Genomic DNA, 20,453 nt, shown 5'->3' on the forward strand with positions numbered 1-20,453 from the left:
ATTCAGCGCGGTTGAATTAGTCTGGATAAGAAGATAAAGACCGTCGCCGTCGAAGAGCTTGTAGTCACGGTCGCGGGGCTTGGCTGAACGGCAAGCCGTATCTGAAAGGGGAGTCGTGGTGCGCGACGTAAGGGTACTACCTTTTATCGAACGGACTTATACCCCAAATCGCACCCTTAAAACGATGGAATCAGCCGGAAGCCGACAGAATGCCCCAAACGAAAAAACCCGCCAAGTGGCGGGTTTTAAAGGGTTACATGGACTTTACTGGCTGTCCATGGAACAAGAGATGGTGCCCGAACCCGGAATCGAACCGGGACGCCCTTACGAGCGGGGGATTTTAAGTCCCATGCGTCTACCAGTTTCGCCATTCGGGCGGTAGCGCGGTGCAGCAGGGTTGGGAATATATAGGCCCAGGCGCTTCGGTGCAAGGCCGAGGAGCAGCTTTATTGCACCAAGGCGCATAGGAAAAACCTCGATAGATCAGTGATCTACGCGGACTTTCCGGGGCGAAACAGAGGATTCCTACGGCGCGGGAACAAGATTCACATTGAGCAGCAAGGTGAAGTAACGCGTGCTGGAGCGAGCCTGCTCACTCCAAGCCAGGTCTTAGTACGCGCCTGCCACCGCAGTGGCGCCGCTGACAATCGCGATCCCGGAGCTGCTGCCCAGTCGCGTCGCGCCAGCTTCGATCATCGCGTGAGCGGTCGCCACGTCGCGTACGCCGCCGGAGGCTTTCACGCCGATCACCGGGCCAACCACTTCGCGCATCAGGCGCACATCGGCCAATGTCGCGCCACCGTGGCCGAAGCCGGTGGAGGTCTTGACGAAGGCGACATTCAACTCACGGCAGATCACACAAGCCTGGGTCTTCTGTTCATCGTTGAGCAGGCCGGTTTCCAGGATGACTTTGAGCGGTACTTCGCCGCAGGCCTTGAGCACTTGGGCAATGTCATCGCGCACCAGGTCCAGCAGGCCGTCCTTCAACCAGCCGATGTTCAGCACCATGTCGATTTCCCGCGCACCGGCCTGGATTGCCAGGTGGGCTTCATGGGCCTTGGCGGCACTGAGGCCGGCCCCCAGCGGGAAGCCCACAACGGCGCACACCAGCGACGGCGCGCCCGCCAGGCACTCGGCCGCCAGCGGCACATTGGCGCTATTGACGCACACGGACTTGAAGCCATATTGACGGGCCTCGTCGCACAGCAGGCGAATGCTCGCCTGGGAAGCGTCGGCGGCTAATAAGGTGTGATCGATGTAGGCGGCGAGGGAGGAGGCGTCTTGGGGCATGGCAGAAGTCCTGTGGGAGAGGGTGCTGGCAAAAGCCGGTTTGTGTTAAGTTGAATGCATTAAATGTGAAATAAATAACATTGTAAATGGATTTTGTGAGCCGTTTTGTCACTTGGCCGCATTCAATCAGGGTGAAAACGCAGTGGATTCAAAGAAAACCGAACGATTCAAAGCCATGCACCGGGCCCTGCAAGGCGAGGCCGCGGTACACCTGCGGGATATGGCGGCATTGCTTGGGGTGTCGGAAATGACCCTGCGCCGCGATCTCGTGGACAACGCCCAGGGCCTACGCCTGCTGGGTGGGCACGTCACCCGCAGCGGTGCGCCCGAGCCGGATTACCAAGTGGCCGAGCAGGACTTGCGCAACATCGCCGAGAAGCGTCAGATCGGCCAGCGTGCCGCCAGCCTGGTGCGCCCGGGCGATACGATCTTCATCGATTGCGGGACGACCACGCCGTTTATCGTCGATGCATTGCCCGACGACCTGGAGTTCACCGCGCTGTGCAACTCCCTGAACGTGCTGCTCAAACTCCAGCAAAAGCCGCTGTGCACGGTGATTGTGTGCGGCGGCATGCTCGATCGGCGCAACCTCGTCTTCGAAAGCCGCGCCGAGGCCGGGATCGTCGACGGCATCCGCGTCGCCTGGGCGTTTATCTCCGCCGCCGGGGTCAGCGCGGCCCATGGCGTGACCTGCTACAACCTCAATGAAGTCGACGTGAAGCAGCGGGTGATGGCGCGGGCGCAGACCTGTGTGCTGGTGGCCGACCAAAGTAAATTCGATCAGGTGCGTGCGGCGCATTTTGCCGAACTGGCGGATTTCCAGCGGGTCGTCAGCGACCCGGCTTTGTCCCAGGCCCACCAGCAAATCATCCAGGAGGGCGGAGCAATACTGATGGTGTGATTTTTATATCGTATGTTTGGATTCTAACAAAATAGCCTTGACACCTTCGGGCACAAGGCATAGTTTTTCAAATGTGATCGCGGTTCACATTTGTGAGCACGGCCTCCCTGAAGGTCGCGCCCGAATCCAGACAACAATAAAAATAGGAATCACCATGCTACAGATAGCCCGTAAACCTGTTCATGTGCTGTCCCTTGCTTTGGCTGTCGCGGCCTCGGTACTGGCGTTGAATGCCCAGGCCAAGGACCTGAAGATCGGTTTCAGCCAAGTCACCCTTCAATCACCTTTTTATGTGCAACTACGCGATGGCGCCAAAGCCGCTGCAGCCAGGGACGGCGACGAGCTGATCTTCCTCGATGCCAACGGTGACATCAGCAAGCAGAACAACGATATCCAGGACTTGCTGACCCGCAAGGTCGACGTGCTCATCATCAATGCCGTCAACCCTGATGCCGTGGGCGCCTCCCTCGATGCCGCCAAGCGTGCCAAGGTTCCGGTTATCGCCGTTGACCGCGCCATCAACGCGCCCGTCGCCGCAACCATTGGGCGCAACAACGCCGAGATGGGCGAGCTGTCCGGCAAGGCGCTGGTGGCGGCCCTCAAACAAAAAGGCGTGGTCAACGGCAAGATCATCGAGATCCAGGGCGATGCCGGCGGCACTGTGATGAAGGAGCGCCGCAAAGGCTTCCACACGGCGCTGGCCGGTACCGACTTCAAAATCATCGACGGCCCCTACAGCGAATACATGCGTGCCAACGCAGTGACCGCGATGCAGGATTTGCTGCAAGCCCACCCCGACCTCAAGGCCGTGATCGCCCATAACGACGACATGGCCATGGGCGCCCTCCAGGTGCTCAACGAAAGCGGCAAGAAAAACGTACTGGTCGCCGGTGTGGATGGCCTGTCGGAAGCCATCAACGCCATCCAGAACGGCGATCAATACGTCGCCACTGCCCTCAACGATCCACGCTACCTCGGCGAGGTTGCGATTGAAGCGGCTCGTGGTTTGATCAGCGGCAAGACCATCCCGGCGTTTGTCGATGCCGGCACCAAAGTCGTGACCAAGGCCGACGCGGCTGAGATCAAGCACGATGCCACCTTCGGCGAATACCGTCCCGGCGCACTCTGAGTTGCGCTGAACACCTACATTGCCTATCCAACAGGGGATTTCACTGTGAAAGCTGCCGTCATGTACAAACCGGGTGATATCCGGGTCGAAGACGTTCCAAAACCTAGCGTTAAACCTGGTCATGCCCTGGTGCGTGTCGCTGCCTGCGGCGTGTGCGGCTCGGACATCCCGCGCATGTTGAGCAAGGGCGCTCACGTGATGCCGTTGATCTGCGGCCATGAGTTCGCAGGCTTTATCGAAGAGATCGGCAGCGGCGTCGAGGGTTACACCCTCGGTGAACTGGTGACCGTGCCACCGATGATTCCCGATGTGACCAGCGACCAGTACGCCCGTGGCTTCCCGTCCCGCTGCGAGCGCTACGACTACTTTGGCAGCCGCCGCGATGGCGCCTACGCTGAATACGTCAACGTGCCGCTGAGCAACCTGATCAAGGTGCCGGTGGGCATGGACCCGATTGCCGCGTCCCTGGTGGACCCGGCGGCGATTGCCCTGCATGCCATCTGGAAGTCGGACTTCAAGGCCGGGCAGAGCGGCGCAGTGGTCGGTTGCGGACCGATTGGCCTGTTTGTGATCCAGTGGCTGCGCATCATGGGCGCCAAGGACATCGTCGCTATCGATATTGCCGAAGAAAAACTCGCCATGGCCCGTGAAGCCGGTGCGACCCACACCTTGCTCAGTGGCGCTGCGGATGCTGACTTGCCACGTTGCCAGTTGGTGATCGAAGCGGCGGGCCATCCCAGCTCGATCAACCAGGCGGTGCAATTGACCAAGGCCGGCGGCCACGTGGTGTTTATTGGTATTCCTGCCGGTGAAGTGCCGTTGAGCACCGCGACCTTCTCGCACTTTCTACGCCAGGAAATCTCCCTGCACGGCGCGTGGAACTCGTTCTCCGCACCGTTCCCGGGGGATGAGTGGACCGCCTCCATCGACAAGCTGGCCTCGGGTGACTTGCAGTGGAAATTCATGATCACCCACGACCTGCCGCTGACCGAGTTGCCGTCGATGTTCCAGCGTTACGCCGACCGTAGCGAAGTGGCGGCCAAGGTGATTTTCCGCCCTTGATGCACGCTTGCTTGGCCCCGCCCTGCAACGCCCGCCGTTGCAGGGTTTAAAACAAAAAGCGTCGGCAGCACAAGACGCAGGAGGACGACCGATGACCTTGTTGTTGGGACTGGATTTCGGAACAGGTGGCGTGCGGGCCGGGTTATACGACCTGCACAGCCACAAACTGGTGCAGGTGGCCGAGGCGCCTTACACCACGCAATACCCGCAGTTGGGCTGGGCCGAGCAGGCGCCCGCCGACTGGTGGTCGGCATTGGGCAAGGCGTGCCGGCAGCTGATGAGCCAGGCCGGGCACCCCCAAGTGGCGGCGGTTTGCGTCGCCACCACCGCGTCAACGGTGGTCGCTGCACAAGCGGATGGCCAACCCCTGGCCCCGGCACTGTTATGGATGGACTGCCGTGCCGCCGTCGAGTCGGCGCGCACCGCTCACATCAGCCACCCCATGATGAACCAGGGCGGCGACGCGGTGGAGTGGCTGGTGCCCAAGGCCATGTGGCTGGCCGAGCACGAGCCTGAGGTGTATCGGCGTGCCGCGCGGATTTGCGAAGCGGTGGACTGGATCAACTTCCAGCTCACCGGGCGCTGGGTGGCTTCCCAACTCAACGCCAGCTGCAAATGGAACTACGACACGCAGCAACAACGCTTTCCCGTGGAGCTGTATGCCGAATTGGGCATCCCGGAACTGACGCAAAAGCTGCCGCCGGAAGTGATCAAGGTCGGTGGGCGCATCGGCCCTTTGACCTTTGATGCGGCCAATCACCTGGGGCTGAGCCGTGACACGCTGGTGGCGCAAGGCGGCATTGACGCCCATATGGCCATGCTCAGTGCCGGTACCACCGGCGCGGGCGAATTGCTGTTTATCGGTGGCACGTCGGTGGTGCAATTGATGCACACCCCCAAGCGCATTGATGTCCCCGGTATCTGGGGGCCGTACCCTGACGCGTTGCTTGACGGCCAATGGCTGATGGAAGGCGGGCAGGTCTCGGCCGGTTCGATCCTCAATTGGCTGGCACAAAAGATGTTCGGCCTGGATGACGCCGGCCATCAGCAACTGATCCGCCAGGCGGGCGCGTTGCAACCGGGTTCCACCGGCCTGTTGGTGCTCGATTACTGGATGGGCAACCGCACGCCGTATCGCTCACCGGATATGCGCGGCGCGATCATGGGCTTGTCCCTCAATCATGACCGGCACGACCTTTACCGCGCCTCGGTGGAAGCCATCGCGCTGGGCTCGGCGAATATTTTTCACACCTGGCGCAGTGAAGGCATCGAGATCACCCGCGTGGTCGCCGCCGGTGGGTTCCAGAAGAACCCGCTGTGGTTGCAGGCCACCGTCGACGCTACTGGCGTCCCCTTCGAGATGGTGCCCCACGACAACCTCACCTTGATCGGCACCGCCGCCGCGGCTGCGTGCGCCCTCGGCGAGTTCGCTGACTTGCAGCAAGCCGCCACCGCGTTTACCACCGTCGGCCGCCTGATCGAACCTGACCCCTATGCCCACGAGCAGTACATCGAGCTGCTCGGCCGTTATCGCGCCGCCACCGACAGCGTGGCGCCCATCAGTTGCAAGCCGCCCGCCAACCGTGTGCTCGGCGTAAGGCCGGCAGCATGAGCGCCGAATCGCTGTCACCCAAGCTCTCCGGGGACTCCCAGCGCGACGACTTGATGGTGCAGGTCGCCAAACTGTACTTCGACCTGGAAAAGACCCAGAGCGAGATTTCCAAAGAAACCGGCTTGACCCGCTGGCAGGTCAGCCGCTTGTTGCGCGAGGCGCGCGATTGCGGCGTGGTGCGCATCGATATCGTTGCCCACTCTGCGCGCGTGCCAGCGCTTGAGGTGGCGTTGCAGCGCCGCTTCGGCCTGCGTGAAGCCCTGGTACTGGACGTCGAGGACGACGACGCCCTCAACGTGGTCACCCAAGCCGCCGCGCGATACCTGTGCAACCTGCAACCCCAGCCCGCGCTGATCGGCGTGTCCTGGGGCCGCACCCTGACCAAGATGGCCCAATGGCTGGTGCCGCGCTGGAACGAGGGGGTCAATGTGGTGTTGCTCAATGGCGCGATCAATACGCGCTCGTCAGGCGAGCCCAACCACAACGTCGCCGAGCGTTTTGCCCAGGCTGCACGCGGCCAGGCCACCTTGTTGCCGGTGCCGGCGATTCTGGGGCATGCCCATACCCGCGAAGCGCTGGAACAAGACCCGGTGATCGCCGCGGTCATGCGCCTTGGCGAGCAGGCGCCGGTGGCGTGCTTCAGTCTTGGGGAGTTGTCTGATCATTCGGTGCTGATGGAGTCCGGCTACATCGACCGGCCTTTGCTCGCCGAGCTGGAGCGCCTGGGGGCCGTTGGCGACATCATGGGCCGCTTTATCGGCATGGACGGCGAGCCGGTGCTGCCGGAGCTGGACGCTCGCACCCTCGGCCTGCGCCTGTCGGCCCTGCGGGAAAAAGACTGGTCGATTGCCGTGTGTGTCGGCGCCCACAAGCACCGCATCGTCCACGCCTGCGTGAGTGCGGGCTACGTCAATGTGCTGGCCACCGACGCCGCAACCGCCCGTTATTTGCTGGAGCAGGATCATGAATGAGTTGGCCCTGGAAATTCGCCATGTCAGCAAGCGCTTTCCGCCGAATGTAATTGCGTTGACCGATGCGTCCCTCGACGTACGCCCCGGTGAAGTGCACTGCCTGCTGGGCGCCAACGGCGCGGGCAAAAGCACGCTGTTGAAAATCGTCGCCGGCGCCCATCGCCCGGATGGCGGCAGCCTGTCCATCGCCGGCAGCCTGGTGGAGTTGAAGAACCCGCAACAGGCGCGTCAGGCTGGGATCGCGATGATCTACCAGGAACTGGACCTGATCCCGCAGATGACCGTCGAAGAAAACCTGATGCTCGGCTATGCGCCACGGCGTTTCGGCATGATCGACCGGCGCAAGCGCAGCGCGTTGGCCAAGGCTGCGTTGCTGCGGGTTGGGGCAAACTTTGCCAGCACCGATCGGGTGGGCAGCCTGTCGATTGCCAACCAGCAACTGGCGGCCATCGCACGGGCATTGACCTGCGAGGCCAAGGTCCTGGTGATGGATGAACCGTCTGCCGCCCTCAACGAAACCGAACTCAAGCAGGTGTTCCAGGTGATCCGCGAAATCACCGCTGCCGGTGTGGCGGTGTTGTATGTGAGCCACCGGCTCAATGAGATTCGCGAAATCGGTGACCGCGTGACGGTATTGCGCGCCGGGCGCACTTTGCAAACCCATGAGCTGGCGCAGATCGACGACCAGGCGCTGATTGCGGCGGTGGTCGGCGAGCACCGTGACCTGCTGGAGCGCAGCCCGCGACAGGCGCCGCGTGAAGCGTTGGCCCTGGATATCCGTCGGCTGCAAGGCGCGCAAGGATTGGATGTACGCGCGTTGCAAGTGCGCCAGGGCGAGATCGTCGGCTTGGCCGGCCTGAACGGCGCCGGCCGCAGCACCTTGCTCAAGGCGTTGTTCGGGGTAGGGCGCAATGACAGCGATGTGGAGCTGTTCGGCGAACCCTATCGGCCGCTGACCTCACGCCAGGCGATCCGCCAAGGCGTCGGGCTGGTCCCGGAAAACCGCAAGACCGAAGGCCTGCTGCTGGACGCGCCGATCTACCGCAATGCCTGCCTGGTGCATGCACGGCATCTGCGCTGGTTTTCCCACCGCCAGGCCAAGGACCGCGCCGGCCCGGTGCTGCAACGCCTGCAAACCAAGCTCGACAACCTGGAGCAGCCGGTGCGCCAGCTTTCCGGTGGCAATCAGCAGAAAGTGGTGATGGCCAAGTGGGTGATCGACGGCGCGCGCTTGCTGCTGCTGGACGAGCCGAGCCGTGGCCTGGATGTGGGCGCCAAGGCCGACCTCTATGCCTTGGCCCGCAGCCTGGCACAGGAAGGCGCGGGCGTGCTGGTGGCCAGCAGTGAGCTGGATGAGTTGTACGTCAATTGTGACCGGATCTGGGTCATGCACGAGGGGCGCAACGCAGTCTGTTTCGACCCATTGAATGCCAGTCGCGACGAGATCGACCAGGCCATCCTTATTGGTAAAAGAGTGTAGAGCCATGACTATCGCCAGTAACCCCACACCCGTATTCGACAAGCCCGTGACCCTTGCCGCCAGCCGCCGCAGCGCCGTGCTGGAATGGGTGATGCGCTACAACTTCGTGTTCATCTTCCTGTTTGCCGTGGTGGTGGCAACGTTTTTGTCGGATGACTTCCTGACCTTCGGCAACATCGCCAACCTGTTCCAGCAAGGGGCCATTGTGGGGATTGTCGCCATCGGCATGACCTTTGTGATCCTCACCGCCAATATCGACCTGTCGGTCGGCAGCCTGTGCGCCTTCGGTGGCATTCTGGTGGCGGTGCTGTTGCAGAATCAGGTCAGCGGCTGGCTGGCAGTACCGGCCACCTTGCTGGTGGGCTTGGCCATTGGCACCTTGATGGGCAGCCTGACCGTATTTGGCAAGGTGCCCAGCTTTATCATCACCCTGGCCGGGTTGGTGTCCCTGCGCGGGGCCACCTTTCTAGCCTCCGATGGCGCGCCGATTGGCGGCTTGCCGGCCAGCTTCACCGGGTTTGGCTCGTCGATGATCGACATCCTGCCGAGTGCCGGCATCGTGTTTCCGGTGCTGGGGCTGATCTTTATCCTCATCACCGTGATCGCCTGGCTGGTGCTGCGCTACACCGTGTTTGGCGAGTATGTGCTGGCCACTGGCGGCAATCTGGAAGCCGCACGCTTGTCCGGTGTGCCGGTGCGAGCGGTGACCATTGGCGTGTTTGCCATCTGCGGCGCATTGGCGGCATTTGCCGGGTTGTTGATGACCTCGCGGCTGCACGTGGGTCAACCCACGGCCGCCCAAGGCTTGGAGCTGGACGCTATCGCCGCCGTGGTATTGGGTGGCACCAGCCTGTTCGGCGGGCGCGGCAGCGTAGTGGGCACGGCAGTGGCGGTGATGCTGCTGCAAGTGCTGCGCAATATCTTCAATTTGCTCGGGCTGGGTTCGTTTTATCAAATGGCGATTACCGGCGTGATCATTGTGTTGGCCATCCTGCTCAACCGCTTGATCGACCATTACGCCGGACGCACTTGAGGATAACGACGGATGAATGCACCACAAATCAAGGCCGTGATCTTCGATATGGATGGCTTGTTGCTCGACACCGAGGGCGTCTATACCGAGGTCACCCAAATCATCTCCGACCGCTACGGTGGCCGGGCTTTTGACTGGCAGTTCAAACAGCACACCATTGGCCTTGGGGCCTATGACCTGGCGAGCTACATCGTGCGTTCGCTGGAGCTGCCGATCAGCCCCGAGGCGTTCCTGGAACTGCGTACACCGCTGATGAACGAACGTTTTCCCCGCGCCGGCGCCATGGCAGGGGCCGAAGCGCTGGTGCGACACCTGTCGGCCAAAGGTGTGCCGATTGCGGTGGGTACCAGCTCGTCGCGGCATTACTTCGATTTGAAGATCAGCCGTCATCGGCAATGGTTCGGTTTGTTTGATGCGATTGTCACGGCGGACGACCCACACGTCGGCGCGGCCAAGCCGGCACCGGACATTTTTCTGGTGGCGGCCCAGCGCCTGGGCGTGAACCCGGCGGATTGCCTGGTGTTCGAAGACTCACCGTTTGGTATTACGGCGGCGAAGGCGGCGGGGATGTATGCGGTGGCTGTTCCTGACCCAACGATGCCGGATGAGAAGTTTCAGCATGCTGACCATCGTCTCGTCAGCCTGGAAGGCTTCGAACCCGTTTCATGGGGCTTGCCCGCTTACTGAAACCAACACAACCTCCTGTGGGAGCGGGCTTGCCCGCGAATGCGGTGTGTCAGTTGGTGCATTTGATGCTGATACACCGCTTTCGCGAGCAAGCCCGCTCCCACACAAGCCCGCTCCCACCTAGTGGTGTGCATATTTTGGGAACGGTGTAGCCTCAGACAAACGGCTGCCCGCTGAACCCGCGTGGCAAACGCTGCAATCCCGGCAAATCAGTGAGGCGCTGCGTCCACGCGTTGCGCCAGTCGCCGGCGGTATGCGCCTTGGCTCTGCGGTTGGCACGCCGGGTTGCATTGCGCTGCACGCGGCGGGCTTCCTTGTAGGCATCGGTGTTGCGGCAGGTGCGACACTTGACCCGGTTCAGCTCGGTGCTGGAGGGCAGGTTGGTGCCGTGGTGGCCGCAGGCAAGATGGCCGGCGACCTTGAAGTGAATGACCATAGGAGCATCTCCTTCTTATAGGGGAGGGCGGGAAGGCTTTTCCCGGTGCCTCAATGTTGTGACCCCGCCTGCACAGCCGCGTTCGCTTTAGTTTGGTACCCTGACGCGCACCCAATCATAAAAAGGAAGCAATGATGAGCGTCGAAACCCTGCCACACGAGGGCAGTTGCCGCTGCAATCGCGTGCGTTTCAGTGTCAGCGCGGCCCCGGTGATCACCATGGCGTGTCACTGCACCGGCTGCCAGAAAATGTCCTCCAGCGCGTTCTCCCTCAGCGCCTTGATACCCGCTAGCGGCTTCACAGTGACCGCTGGTTGCCCGGTGATCGGCGGGTTGCAGGGGGTGGACCGTCACTACTTTTGCCCCCATTGCATGAGCTGGCTGTTTACGCGCCCCCATGGCATCGATGAGTTCGTCAATGTGCGCGCCACCTTGCTGGATAACGCCAGCGAGTACGTGCCTTTCATGGAAACCTGGACTCGGGAAAAACTGGCTTGGGCCACCACCCCAGCCGTCGAAAGCTTTGCGCAATTGCCGCCGCCGGAGGCGTTCCCGCGATTGTTGCAGGCCTACGCCGAGTTCACCGCGCACTGAGTTCAGTCAATCAAGGCCAGCAGGTCGGTGTCGCCCACATCCACACCGGCCTGGCTCAGCAGTGTGGTCACTTGGCCGCGATGGTGGGTCTGATGATTGAAGAAGTGCAGCAACAGGCTGGAAAAGTCCTTGTTGGCCGCGACGCCGCGCATGTTGTGGTACTGCAAGCGCTGGTCTAGCTCGGGCGCTTGCAGGGTGTTGACCCAGTCGATGATCAATCGGTCCAGCCAGATGCGATAGGCGGCGAGTGCGCGCAGGTCGGCGAAGGCCAGTTGCCTCAGGTCGGCCGGCATGGCGACAGCCTCCAGCGGTGCCAGCGCCAAATAACCCGCCGGGTGTTGGGCAAAGCGCTTGAGCCATACCGTATCGCCGAGGGCCAGGTGGTTCAGCGTGCCGAGGATCGAGCCGAAAAAGGCGCGTCGATCTTCCAGAAGTTGCGCGTCCGTGAGGTGGTGGGCGGCGTCATACACCTTTTGGTTCATCCACTGGTTGTAGTTTGCCATCAGCGTGATGTGTTCAATCCGGTTCACGGGGTTGCTCTCTTGAAAGCGTGGTGGCGCCATCATAAGCCGCGCCCGCCCGGCGGTCATGGTGTTCCGGCAGGCACGGGCTATGGTTGTTAGACGCCAACAGTGCGCCCTCGGAGGGTCACAGCATGAACACCAGCGATCTACTGGAACAACTCCTGCGCTCCGGACAATCCGGCGGCGGTGGCTCGGGCAATGGCCTGGGCGGGTTGCTCGGCGGTTTATTGAAAGGCACCAGCACCGGCAATGCCTCCGCGGGTGGCGGTTTAGGCGGGTTGCTGGGCGGGCTCGGCGGCCTGTTGGGCGGCGGGGCTGCACGTCCTGCGCAAGGACGTGCTGGCGGGATGAATTACGCGGCACTGGCGTCGTTGGGCATGATGGCCTTCCAGGCGTACCAGGCCTGGCAAAGCCAGCAGGCCAGCCAACCGCAAGCCGCCTTCCAGACGGCGGACCAGCTTGATGGGCCCGAGGCCGAAGCCCATAGCCATGCGGTATTGCGCGCCTTGATCGCGGCCGCCAAGGCCGATGGGCGTATTGATGAAAAAGAGCAGCAGATGATTTCCAACGAGCTGCGCCAGCACACCGACGACCCGCAGTTGCAACAGTGGCTCGACGCCGAAGTCGCCAAGCCCCTGGATGCCACGGATTTCGCCGAGTTTGCCGGCGACCCGGCGGTGGCTGCCGAGGTGTACCTGGCCAGTGTGCTACTGGTGGACGACCAGCAGGACGCCGAACGCAATTACCTGGACGACCTGGCGGCGCAGCTGCAACTCGATCCGCAGTTGCAGCTGCACCTGGAGCAACAGGCCAAAGCCTAGAAGCGCAACGTGGCGCCGGTGGTCAGCCATTGATCGCGGTCACCGCTCAGGCTGCGCCCGACGATCAGGTCCACATCGACAAACTCACCCAGGTGCAGGCGCGGTCCGGCTTGCCAGGCCTGGTCGCCGCCGCGCTGGCCGTAGCGCTCGCCGATCAGCGTGAGGGCGGGCGCCAGTTGATACTCGACACCGCTGCCCCAGGTCAGGCGGTGGTTTTGTTCACCGTCATCATAGGCATGGGTCCAGCCGGCATTCAGGTTCAGGCGCAGCGACTGCAAGGGCTGCCAGGTCAACGGCAGATTCAGGTCCGCCCCATCAAAGGCGTGCCGACGATCTAGCGCAACGTGCGCCCCGGCGGCCACGGCCATCTCCAACCCCAAGTCTTCCCGCGACAACACCTGCGCCTTGAGTTGCGGGCTGATCTGGCTTTCGCCTCCGGCCCGCGAGAGTGCCGCGCCCCATTGTACGGAGGGCAAGGCACTGAAGGTGCACGCCGGCGACAGCGTTTCGCTGTGGCTGCTGCCAGCGTGGCGGTTGGCGCTGAACCAGGCGTCGACGTTGCAGGTGCCCGGCGCATTGATTGCGCCATCGTCGACCACGTAGGCCCCGCCGGCGGCATGGGCCTTGGACAGCAGCGCGATCAGTAACAGCACGGCCAGGGTCAAGCCGATAAATGCCAGGTTGCGCCGCAATGCACGGCGTTTGGCCGGCGGCAACAGCAACAAGGTGTGACGTGCGCCGCGATAGTGACGCGCACGGTATTTGGCAAACCCATCCGGGCGTTGCGGCGTGTGTTTGTTGTGCATGATGCACCTCGCGTGAATTCAGCTTTCTACGGTCAGCACCGAAATGCCGCTGGCTTTGGCCTGGCAGACCAGCTCTGACGTGTCGTCACCACCCGGCAGGGCCATGATCACGTCGGGCCGGCTGTCGGTCAGCATGAAATGGTTGCGCTGGCGTTCCGCCTGTTTGCCGTGGCGTTGCCAGTTGGGCGGGTAGCGCACCACGTCGATGCCCAGTTCCCGTGCCCACTCCTCGACGTCGCTGCCCAGGAACTGGTTGCCGCCGTGGATCAATACCTGCACCGGGCGCAGGCGGTGGTAAGCGTCCAGCACTTGGCGGGACTTCTTGGTGTCGGCGTAATGACGACCTGCACAGATCAAGACGCGCATATTCGAATCCTTGTGATGCACGGTGACGGCCGGGCGACCGCCACCGTTTGAACGGCGGGGGGATCAGTACCACTGCTTGAAGCGGCGGATGTAGATCGTTTTCATCAGTTGCGCGACGCAGCAGTAGCTGAGCAGGGTGCCCACCAGCCATGGGAAGTACGCCAGCGGCAGCGGTTGCAGGCCGACCAGGGTGCCCAATGGCGAGAACGGCACGTAGATCCCCAGCGCGATCACCACGCAGGTCATCATCAATACCGGCCATGCGGCGGTGCTTTGGAAGAACGGGATCTTGCGGGTGCGCAACATGTGCACCACCAGGGTTTGCGAGAGCAGCCCCTCGATAAACCAGCCGGACTGGAACAGGGTCTGCATCTCCACGCTGTTGGCGCTAAACACGTACCACATCAGTGCAAAGGTGGTGATGTCGAAGATCGACGAGGTCGGCCCGATCCAGATCATGAAGCGGCCGATATTTTTAGCGTCCCACTTGCGTGGCTTGGCCAGGTATTCCTTGTCCATCTTGTCCCACGGCAGGGCCAGCTGGGAGATGTCGTACATGAGATTTTGCAGCAGCAGATGAATCGCCAGCATCGGCATGAACGGGATAAACGCACTGGCCACCAGCACCGAGAACACGTTGCCGAAGTTGGAACTGGCGGTCATGTTCAGGTACTTCATGATATTGCCGAAGGTTTCGCGGCCCTTGAGCACGCCTTCTTCCAGCACCATCAGGCTCTTCTCCAAGAGGATGATGTCCGCCGATTCCTTGGCGATATCGGTGCCGCTGTCCACCGAGATACCCACGTCAGCGTCGCGCAGCGCCGGTGCATCGTTGATGCCGTCGCCGAGGAAGCCCACGGTGTGACCGTTGGCTTGCAGGGCCTTGAGCACGCGGGATTTCTGCAACGGGGTCAGCTTGGCAAACACCGTGCGTTCTTCCACGCGGCGCAGCAGGGTGGCGTCGTCCATCGCTTCGATTTCGGCGCCGAGCAGCGGCTGGCCTGGCTCCAGGCCGACCTGGCGGCAGATCTTGCTGGTGACCACGGCGTTGTCGCCGGTCAGCACTTTTACCGCTACACCGATTTGTTGCAGCGCGGCAATCGCCGGGCCGGCGGTTTCCTTCGGCGGATCGAGGAAGGTCAGGAAGCCCTGAATCACCAGGTTGCGTTCATCGGCGGTGGTGTATTGCTGGCGGGCCAAGGCCTTGGGAATGTTGCGCGTGGCCACCACCAGTACGCGGAAACCGTCTTCGTTGTAGTCGTTGGCCAGTGCCAGCAACTCGTTGCGGCGGCGCTCATCCAGCGGTACGGCGTCGCCGCCTTCCATGACGTGGGTGGAAATGCTCAGCATCTCCTCCACGGCGCCTTTGCACACCAGTAACTGATCATCGGCGGCATCCTTGACCACGATGGACAGGCGACGGCGGACAAAGTCGAAGGGCAATTCATCAACCTTGCTGTAGGCAAATGGCACCTGGAACTTCGGATTTTGCTCCGAGAACTGCACCACAGCCTGGTCCATCAGGTTTTTCATGCCGCTTTGGTGATGGCTGTTGAGCCACGCCAGGGACAGTACTGCATCATCGCGCTGGCCAAAGGCGTTGACGTGATGTTCGAGGATGATCTTGTCCTGGGTCAGGGTGCCGGTCTTGTCGGTGCACAGCACGTCCATCGAACCGAAGTTCTGGATCGCATTGAGGCGCTTGACCACCACTTTGCGCTTGGCCATCGCCGTGGCGCCCTTGGCCAGGTTGGCGCTGACGATCATCGGCAGCATTTCCGGGGTGAGGCCGACGGCAACCGCCAGGGCGAAGAGGAACGCATCACCCCAGTCACCCTTGGAGAAACCGTTGAGCAGGAACACGATCGGCACCATCACCAGCATGAAGCGGATCAGCAGCCAACTGACGCTGTTGACCCCACGGTCGAACGCGGTCTGCACCCGCGAGCCGACAATCGCCTTGGCCAGCGAGCCAAAGTAGGTGCGTGGCCCGGTGGCCACCACCACGGCCTTGGCCCGGCCGCTGACGACGTTGGTGCCCATGAAGCAAATGTTCGGCAAGTCCAGCAGGTTGCCCTGGTCGGCGGCCGGGGGCGCGGCGGATTTTTGCGTGACGTCGCCGAGGGTGTCGTACTTTTCCACCGGCAAGGCTTCGCCGGTGAGCACCGCCTGGCTGATGAACAGGTCGCGGGACTCGATCAGGCGGATGTCGGCCGGGATCATGTCGCCGGCCGACAGTTGCACGATGTCGCCGGCCACCAGATCGCGCATCGGCACTTCGCGCAAGGTCGGCTGGGCACCGACTTGTTCACGGCGCAGCACGGTGGCGGTGGTGCGCACCATGGCTTTCAAGGCTTCGGCGGATTTCGCCGAGCGGTGTTCCTGCCAGAAGCGCAGCAGGCTGCTGAGCAGGACCATGGTCATGATGATGATGACTTTGGTCAGGTCGACTTCTTCACCGGCTTGCAGCGGCAGCCAATAGTCGGTGACAAAGCTGATGCCGGCCAAGGTCAGCAGCACGTAGATGAACGGGTTGTTCAGCGCTTGCAGGAACTGCACGATGGCGTGTGGCGGTTTGTCATGGGCGACTTCGTTGTAGCCTTCCCGGTGCAGGCGTGCAGCAGCGTCCAGTTCGGTGAGGCCATCCTGGGTGGCACGTACGTTGGCCAGGGTGGCCGACAGGCCGTTGTGGGCTTCGCGGGCGGCGCGCATCGACAGTTTGGTGTCGGCGTCGGGGGCGGTTTTCTTGTGCAGTGGCGTGTTTTTTACGGCGCTCATGGTGTGTACTCCTGTCGCCAATTCTCGACAAAACATACCCGGTACTTACCTGCTGACAGGCGAGCGAAAGCATGCCGAGCCGCGGACTTCGCGATCGGTTTAAATAAAGTGTCTGGAAAACTTTTGCAGCGGCGTTAGTTAACTAGCGCGCAGCGAATTACAACTGGAATAGTTCATAAAGAACTCCAGGGTATTGATCAGTTAGTTGCTGTTTCCAGCAGGATTAAGCGGCGCGCGCGCTCAGGTAGAAACCGAGCAGCAGACCGGCTTGTGCCAGGCTGGAAACTTTCGGTCTCTGTGGGTCCTGCGGGTCGGCGTGATCCCAGTGCTGCAGCAGTTGGCCGCTGTCTGGGCAGACACGCCAATGCGCCAGCGGGTGAGCCGGGCGCACTTGAGGGGAGGGTGTGGCAAAGGCCGAGCGGGTCGGGGAAAACTCCACCGGCTCGCGGCACAGTTTGGCGCGCAGGGCCGCGGCTAGCGTGCGAACATCATGTAAAACAAAGGCTTGGAAGGTCATAACACACCTCGGGACCGGACGGGCGACCGGTGAGGCAGTTACGGTGGAGCATCGAGCTCTAGCGCAGCTTACCGGACCGGGGAGGCGAGTCCTGTCATATTCTGGGTTGGGCGCCCGATGCCCGCAAACGCGGTGCTCGGACAGCGACTAGATACTGTGTCCATTGGCTTCTTTTGTGAGGTTTAAAAAAGGCCCCAGTTGCGGGCACGGGCAATCTACTCAGGCAGTTACAAAATGTCAACGGATGATTAATTAAATTATTCGTTGTTCAGAGTTCATTCAGACAATAGACACTTGGAAGTTGCTCGATATATAACTTCAAATACCTTGTGCCGCGAGAACAGCCAGATAGATCAATACCACGCCACAGGCGCCATAACTGATGCGCTGCCAAGTGGGCGAGGCGTTCTGGCGCAACAGGTTCACCAGCCCGGCAATCAGAAAGCACGACAGCACCGATGCCAGCATGAACCCGGCAAAAAACATCAGCGTCTGCCCATGGCTCGGCGTGGTACCGACGATGCCCGACAGCGCACTGCCCAAGGCGCCCCAGTAGACGATGTTTTTCGGGTTGGCCAAGGAAATCGTCGCGCCCACCGCCAAGGCATTCTTCGCTGAACTGGCCGGTGCGCTGTCAGCTTGCGGCAGATTCCACGCATCCAGCAGGCTGCGCACGCCGAGCCAGGCCAGGTACAGGGCGCAGGCGATGGTCAGCGGCACGCGCACGGCGTCGTGCTGGATCAGCAGCGCAATGCCGGTGAGGCCAATCACCGCCCAGACCGCGTCGCCCACCAATGAACCGATTTGCACCAGCAATGCCGGGGTGAAACCTTGGAGCAGGCCACGGCGCAGGGTCTCCGCCAGCACGGCGCCGGGGGACAGGCAAAACACAAAACCAAATACCAGCGCGTAAAAGAAGATCGTCAGCATGCCCGCGTCCTTTCGAGAAAGGGCACGAGCATACGCTGCTCGGGGGGCTCAGATCGACCGTTGGTTGACGCGCCGGGACAACTCGTCAGCGCTTTCCTTGCGTTCTGAGTAGCGGTCGGTCAAGTCCGGGCGATCACGCAGCAACAGCGTGAACTTGACCAGCTCTTCCATCACATCCACCACGCGGTCGTAGAGCGGCGAGGGTTTCATGCGGTCTTGGTCATCGAATTCCATGAACGCTTTGGGCACGGAGGATTGGTTGGGGATGGTGAACATGCGCATCCAACGGCCCAGCACGCGCAGTTGGTTGACCGTATTGAAGGATTGGGAGCCGCCAGACACTTGCATCACCGCCAGGGTTTTACCCTGGGTCGGGCGAACGGCACCCATGGCCAGTGGCACCCAATCGAGTTGGGCCTTGAATACCGCTGACATGGAGCCGTGGCGTTCAGGCGAACACCACACCTGTCCTTCGGACCATTGCATCAATTCCAACAGCTCCTGCACTTTTGGATGGTCACTCGGGGCGTCATCGGGCAAGGGCAAGCCGCTGGGGTTGAAGATCCGCGTTTGCGCGCCGAAGTGTTGCAGCAGGCGCGCGGCTTCTTGCACCAGCAAACGGCTGAACGAACGTTCACGGGTCGAGCCGTAGAGCAGCAAGATGCGCGGTGGCTGGGCGCTATCGGTGGGACGCGGAGTGATCAGCGACGGGTCTAGATTGGGCAGGGTGGTCATGGTTTCTCCGGTTATAACAGCGCTATGCGCTCAAGTTCAGCCTTCAACTCAGCAGCGCCGAGACGCGCAAACGGTAGTGCGAAAAACGCCCGGCAGCGGCTCTCGATGGTTTCCAGCGTGGCGTGAAAGGCCGCGTCGAGCATCGCTTCCTCGCCGTCAACCTCTGAAGGGTCTTCCAGCCCCCAATGTGCCTTCAGGGCTGGCCCGAAATACACCGGGCAGGCTTCACCGGCAGCCTTGTCGCACACGGTGATCACCAGGTCCGGCGGGCTGCCTTCAAACGCGTCATTGCCTTTGCTGTACAAGCCTTCGGTGTTGATACCGGCGGCCGCCAGCGTCGTCAGGCTGCGCGGCAAGACCTGGCCCTTGGGGAAGCTGCCGGAACTGACGGCCACGAAACCCGCTGGCGCCAAGTGGTTGAACACCGCCTCAGACAAAATGCTGCGGCAACTGTTGGCGGTACACATGAACAGGACTTTCATATTCAAATACTCAGGCGCAGAGCGAGGGCGGCAAGGGTGATCAACAGCACCGGCAAGGTCAGCACAATCCCGACCTTGAAGTAGTAGCCCCAGGTGATAGTGATGCCCTTGCGCGCAAGGATATGCAGCCACAACAACGTGGCGAGGCTGCCAATCGGGGTGATTTTCGGGCCGAGGTCGCTGCCGATTACGTTGGCGTAGATCATCGCGTCCTTGACCACACCCACGGCATGGCTGGACTCGATGGACAACGCGCCGATCAGTACCGTCGGCAGGTTGTTCATCGCCGAGGACAGCAAGGCCGTCAGCACGCCGGTGCCCATGGCCGCACCCCACACGCCGTAGGTGGCGAAGGTATCCAGCCAGGTCGCGAGGTAGTTGGTGAGGCCGGCGTTGCGCAAGCCGTACACCACCAGGTACATGCCCAGGGAGAAAATCACGATCTGCCACGGCGCTTCCTTCAGCACCCTGCGCGTGGAGATCTTGTGGCCCTTGGCGGCGATTACCAGCAGGAGCAGGGCGCACACAGCGGAGATCGCACTGATGGGAATGCCCAATGGCTCCAGAGCGAAACAACCGACCAAGAGGATGCCGAGCACCCACCAGCCGGCGCGGAAGGTGGCGCGGTCATGGATCGCACTGGCCGGATCAGCCAGGTCAGCGGGGTTGTAAACCTGCGGAATATCGCGGCGAAAAAACCACAGCAACACGGCCAGCGTGGCGGCGACGCTGACGAGGTTCACCGGCACCATCACGGCCGCGTATTCGTTGAAGCCAATCTTGAAGTAGTCCGCCGAAACGATGTTCACCAGGTTCGACACCACCAGCGGCAGGCTCGCGGTGTCGGCGATAAAGCCGGCGCCCATGACAAAGGCCAGGGTCGCCGTCGGGGAAAAGCGCAGCGCCAGGAGCATCGACATCACGATGGGCGTGAGGATCAGCGCGGCGCCGTCGTTGGCAAACAGGGCCGAGACCAGCGCGCCCAGCAGCACCATATAGGCAAACAAGCGTCGCCCGCGCCCACGGCCCCAGCGTGCGACATGCAGTGCGGTCCAGGCGAAGAAGCCGGCTTCATCCAGCAACAGGCTGATGATGATCAGCGCGACAAAGGTACCGGTGGCATTCCAGATGATGTGCCACACCACCGAAATGTCCGCGAGGCTGATCACGCCACAGGCCAGGGCAAGGATGGCGCCCATCGTCGCGCTCCAGCCGACGCCGAGGCCCTTGGGCTGCCAGATGACCAGAATGATGGTGAACAGAAAAATGCCAATGGCGACAAGCATCAATAAAAGCTCCG

Annotated in this window: 21 protein-coding genes and 1 tRNA gene; 10 read left to right on the forward strand and 12 right to left on the reverse strand. The window is 61.9% G+C overall.

All coding sequences use genetic code 11. The annotated features are described in order from the left end of the window. Positions 1 to 290: 290 nt before the first annotated feature. Both ACZRMO_RS08985 and deoC read right to left on the reverse strand, forming a co-directional pair. Positions 291 to 377: transfer RNA gene (locus ACZRMO_RS08985), tRNA-Leu, on the reverse strand. A 232-nt stretch (positions 378 to 609) separates the two neighbouring features. Further along, positions 610 to 1,290, reverse strand: coding sequence for a deoxyribose-phosphate aldolase (gene deoC / locus ACZRMO_RS08990; RefSeq protein WP_463972621.1), 681 nt, complete (start codon positions 1,288 to 1,290; stop codon positions 610 to 612). Between the two features lie 142 nt (positions 1,291 to 1,432). Between deoC and deoR the strand changes: the two genes are divergently transcribed. The 8 genes from deoR to ACZRMO_RS09030 all read left to right on the forward strand — a co-directional run bounded on the left by deoR (position 1,433) and on the right by ACZRMO_RS09030 (position 10,165). Beyond that, on the forward strand, positions 1,433 to 2,191 hold the full coding sequence (gene deoR / locus ACZRMO_RS08995) for a DNA-binding transcriptional repressor DeoR (protein WP_463972622.1): 759 nt from the start codon (positions 1,433 to 1,435) through the stop codon (positions 2,189 to 2,191). 154 nt (positions 2,192 to 2,345) lie between these two features. Beyond that, a complete protein-coding gene (locus ACZRMO_RS09000) occupies positions 2,346 to 3,320 on the forward strand; it encodes a substrate-binding domain-containing protein (protein WP_463972623.1) in 975 nt (324 codons plus the stop codon). 45 nt (positions 3,321 to 3,365) lie between these two features. Beyond that, a complete protein-coding gene (locus ACZRMO_RS09005; protein WP_463972624.1) occupies positions 3,366 to 4,382 on the forward strand; it encodes a galactitol-1-phosphate 5-dehydrogenase in 1,017 nt (338 codons plus the stop codon). 91 nt (positions 4,383 to 4,473) lie between these two features. Next, entirely contained in the window at positions 4,474 to 5,994 is a 1,521-nt protein-coding gene (locus ACZRMO_RS09010) for an FGGY-family carbohydrate kinase (protein WP_463972625.1), read from the forward strand. Beyond that, a complete protein-coding gene (locus ACZRMO_RS09015) occupies positions 5,991 to 6,965 on the forward strand; it encodes a sugar-binding transcriptional regulator (RefSeq protein WP_463972626.1) in 975 nt (324 codons plus the stop codon). The genes ACZRMO_RS09010 and ACZRMO_RS09015 overlap by 4 nt, the downstream gene beginning before the upstream one ends. After that, positions 6,958 to 8,445, forward strand: a complete 1,488-nt coding sequence (locus tag ACZRMO_RS09020) for a sugar ABC transporter ATP-binding protein (protein WP_463972627.1) — start codon at positions 6,958 to 6,960, stop codon at positions 8,443 to 8,445. The genes ACZRMO_RS09015 and ACZRMO_RS09020 overlap by 8 nt, the downstream gene beginning before the upstream one ends. 4 nt (positions 8,446 to 8,449) lie before the next feature. Further along, positions 8,450 to 9,478, forward strand: a complete 1,029-nt coding sequence (locus tag ACZRMO_RS09025; RefSeq protein ID WP_463972628.1) for an ABC transporter permease — start codon at positions 8,450 to 8,452, stop codon at positions 9,476 to 9,478. Positions 9,479 to 9,490: 12 nt separating this feature from the next. Beyond that, positions 9,491 to 10,165, forward strand: coding sequence for an HAD-IA family hydrolase (locus tag ACZRMO_RS09030; protein WP_463972629.1), 675 nt, complete (start codon positions 9,491 to 9,493; stop codon positions 10,163 to 10,165). 154 nt (positions 10,166 to 10,319) lie between these two features. Here the strand turns inward: ACZRMO_RS09030 and ACZRMO_RS09035 are convergent, their stop codons facing one another. Further along, positions 10,320 to 10,601, reverse strand: coding sequence for a hypothetical protein (locus ACZRMO_RS09035; RefSeq protein ID WP_124524671.1), 282 nt, complete (start codon positions 10,599 to 10,601; stop codon positions 10,320 to 10,322). Positions 10,602 to 10,735: 134 nt separating this feature from the next. Here ACZRMO_RS09035 and ACZRMO_RS09040 point away from each other — a divergent pair, with 134 nt between their 5' ends. Beyond that, the gene (locus ACZRMO_RS09040) at positions 10,736 to 11,194 is read left to right on the forward strand and encodes a GFA family protein (RefSeq protein ID WP_463972630.1); all 459 of its coding nucleotides are present in this window, start codon (positions 10,736 to 10,738) and stop codon (positions 11,192 to 11,194) included. 2 nt (positions 11,195 to 11,196) lie between these two features. Here the strand turns inward: ACZRMO_RS09040 and ACZRMO_RS09045 are convergent, their stop codons facing one another. Continuing rightward, positions 11,197 to 11,724 (reverse strand): DinB family protein, encoded by a 528-nt coding sequence (locus ACZRMO_RS09045; protein WP_463972631.1) that lies wholly within the window; start codon positions 11,722 to 11,724, stop codon positions 11,197 to 11,199. A 125-nt stretch (positions 11,725 to 11,849) separates the two neighbouring features. Between ACZRMO_RS09045 and ACZRMO_RS09050 the strand changes: the two genes are divergently transcribed. Beyond that, positions 11,850 to 12,539, forward strand: a complete 690-nt coding sequence (locus ACZRMO_RS09050) for a DUF533 domain-containing protein (RefSeq protein ID WP_463972632.1) — start codon at positions 11,850 to 11,852, stop codon at positions 12,537 to 12,539. On the opposite strand, the gene ACZRMO_RS09055 is transcribed toward ACZRMO_RS09050, so the two are convergent. From ACZRMO_RS09055 to ACZRMO_RS09090, 8 genes are all read right to left on the reverse strand, one after another. Then, positions 12,536 to 13,345 carry a hypothetical protein gene (locus tag ACZRMO_RS09055; RefSeq protein WP_463972633.1) on the reverse strand — a complete coding sequence of 270 codons (810 nt, stop codon included), beginning with the start codon at positions 13,343 to 13,345 and terminating at the stop codon, positions 12,536 to 12,538. The genes ACZRMO_RS09050 and ACZRMO_RS09055 overlap by 4 nt on opposite strands. An 18-nt stretch (positions 13,346 to 13,363) precedes the next feature. Further along, a complete protein-coding gene (locus tag ACZRMO_RS09060; protein ID WP_463972634.1) occupies positions 13,364 to 13,711 on the reverse strand; it encodes a DUF2493 domain-containing protein in 348 nt (115 codons plus the stop codon). A gap of 63 nt (positions 13,712 to 13,774) precedes the next feature. Further along, positions 13,775 to 16,489, reverse strand: coding sequence for a magnesium-translocating P-type ATPase (gene mgtA, locus ACZRMO_RS09065; RefSeq protein WP_463972635.1), 2,715 nt, complete (start codon positions 16,487 to 16,489; stop codon positions 13,775 to 13,777). Positions 16,490 to 16,712: 223 nt separating this feature from the next. Beyond that, complete coding sequence (locus ACZRMO_RS09070; protein WP_463972636.1) at positions 16,713 to 17,006, reverse strand: hypothetical protein; 294 nt, start codon at positions 17,004 to 17,006, stop codon at positions 16,713 to 16,715. Between the two features lie 318 nt (positions 17,007 to 17,324). Continuing rightward, complete coding sequence (locus ACZRMO_RS09075; RefSeq protein WP_463972637.1) at positions 17,325 to 17,936, reverse strand: LysE family transporter; 612 nt, start codon at positions 17,934 to 17,936, stop codon at positions 17,325 to 17,327. A gap of 48 nt (positions 17,937 to 17,984) precedes the next feature. Then, on the reverse strand, positions 17,985 to 18,671 hold the full coding sequence (gene arsH / locus ACZRMO_RS09080; protein WP_463972638.1) for an arsenical resistance protein ArsH: 687 nt from the start codon (positions 18,669 to 18,671) through the stop codon (positions 17,985 to 17,987). An 11-nt stretch (positions 18,672 to 18,682) separates the two neighbouring features. Then, positions 18,683 to 19,153 carry an arsenate reductase ArsC gene (locus ACZRMO_RS09085; protein ID WP_463972639.1) on the reverse strand — a complete coding sequence of 157 codons (471 nt, stop codon included), beginning with the start codon at positions 19,151 to 19,153 and terminating at the stop codon, positions 18,683 to 18,685. A 2-nt stretch (positions 19,154 to 19,155) separates the two neighbouring features. After that, entirely contained in the window at positions 19,156 to 20,439 is a 1,284-nt protein-coding gene (locus tag ACZRMO_RS09090) for an arsenic transporter (RefSeq protein WP_463972640.1), read from the reverse strand. Positions 20,440 to 20,453: the final 14 nt, after the last annotated feature.

This window comes from Pseudomonas sp. B611, assembly GCF_055407965.1.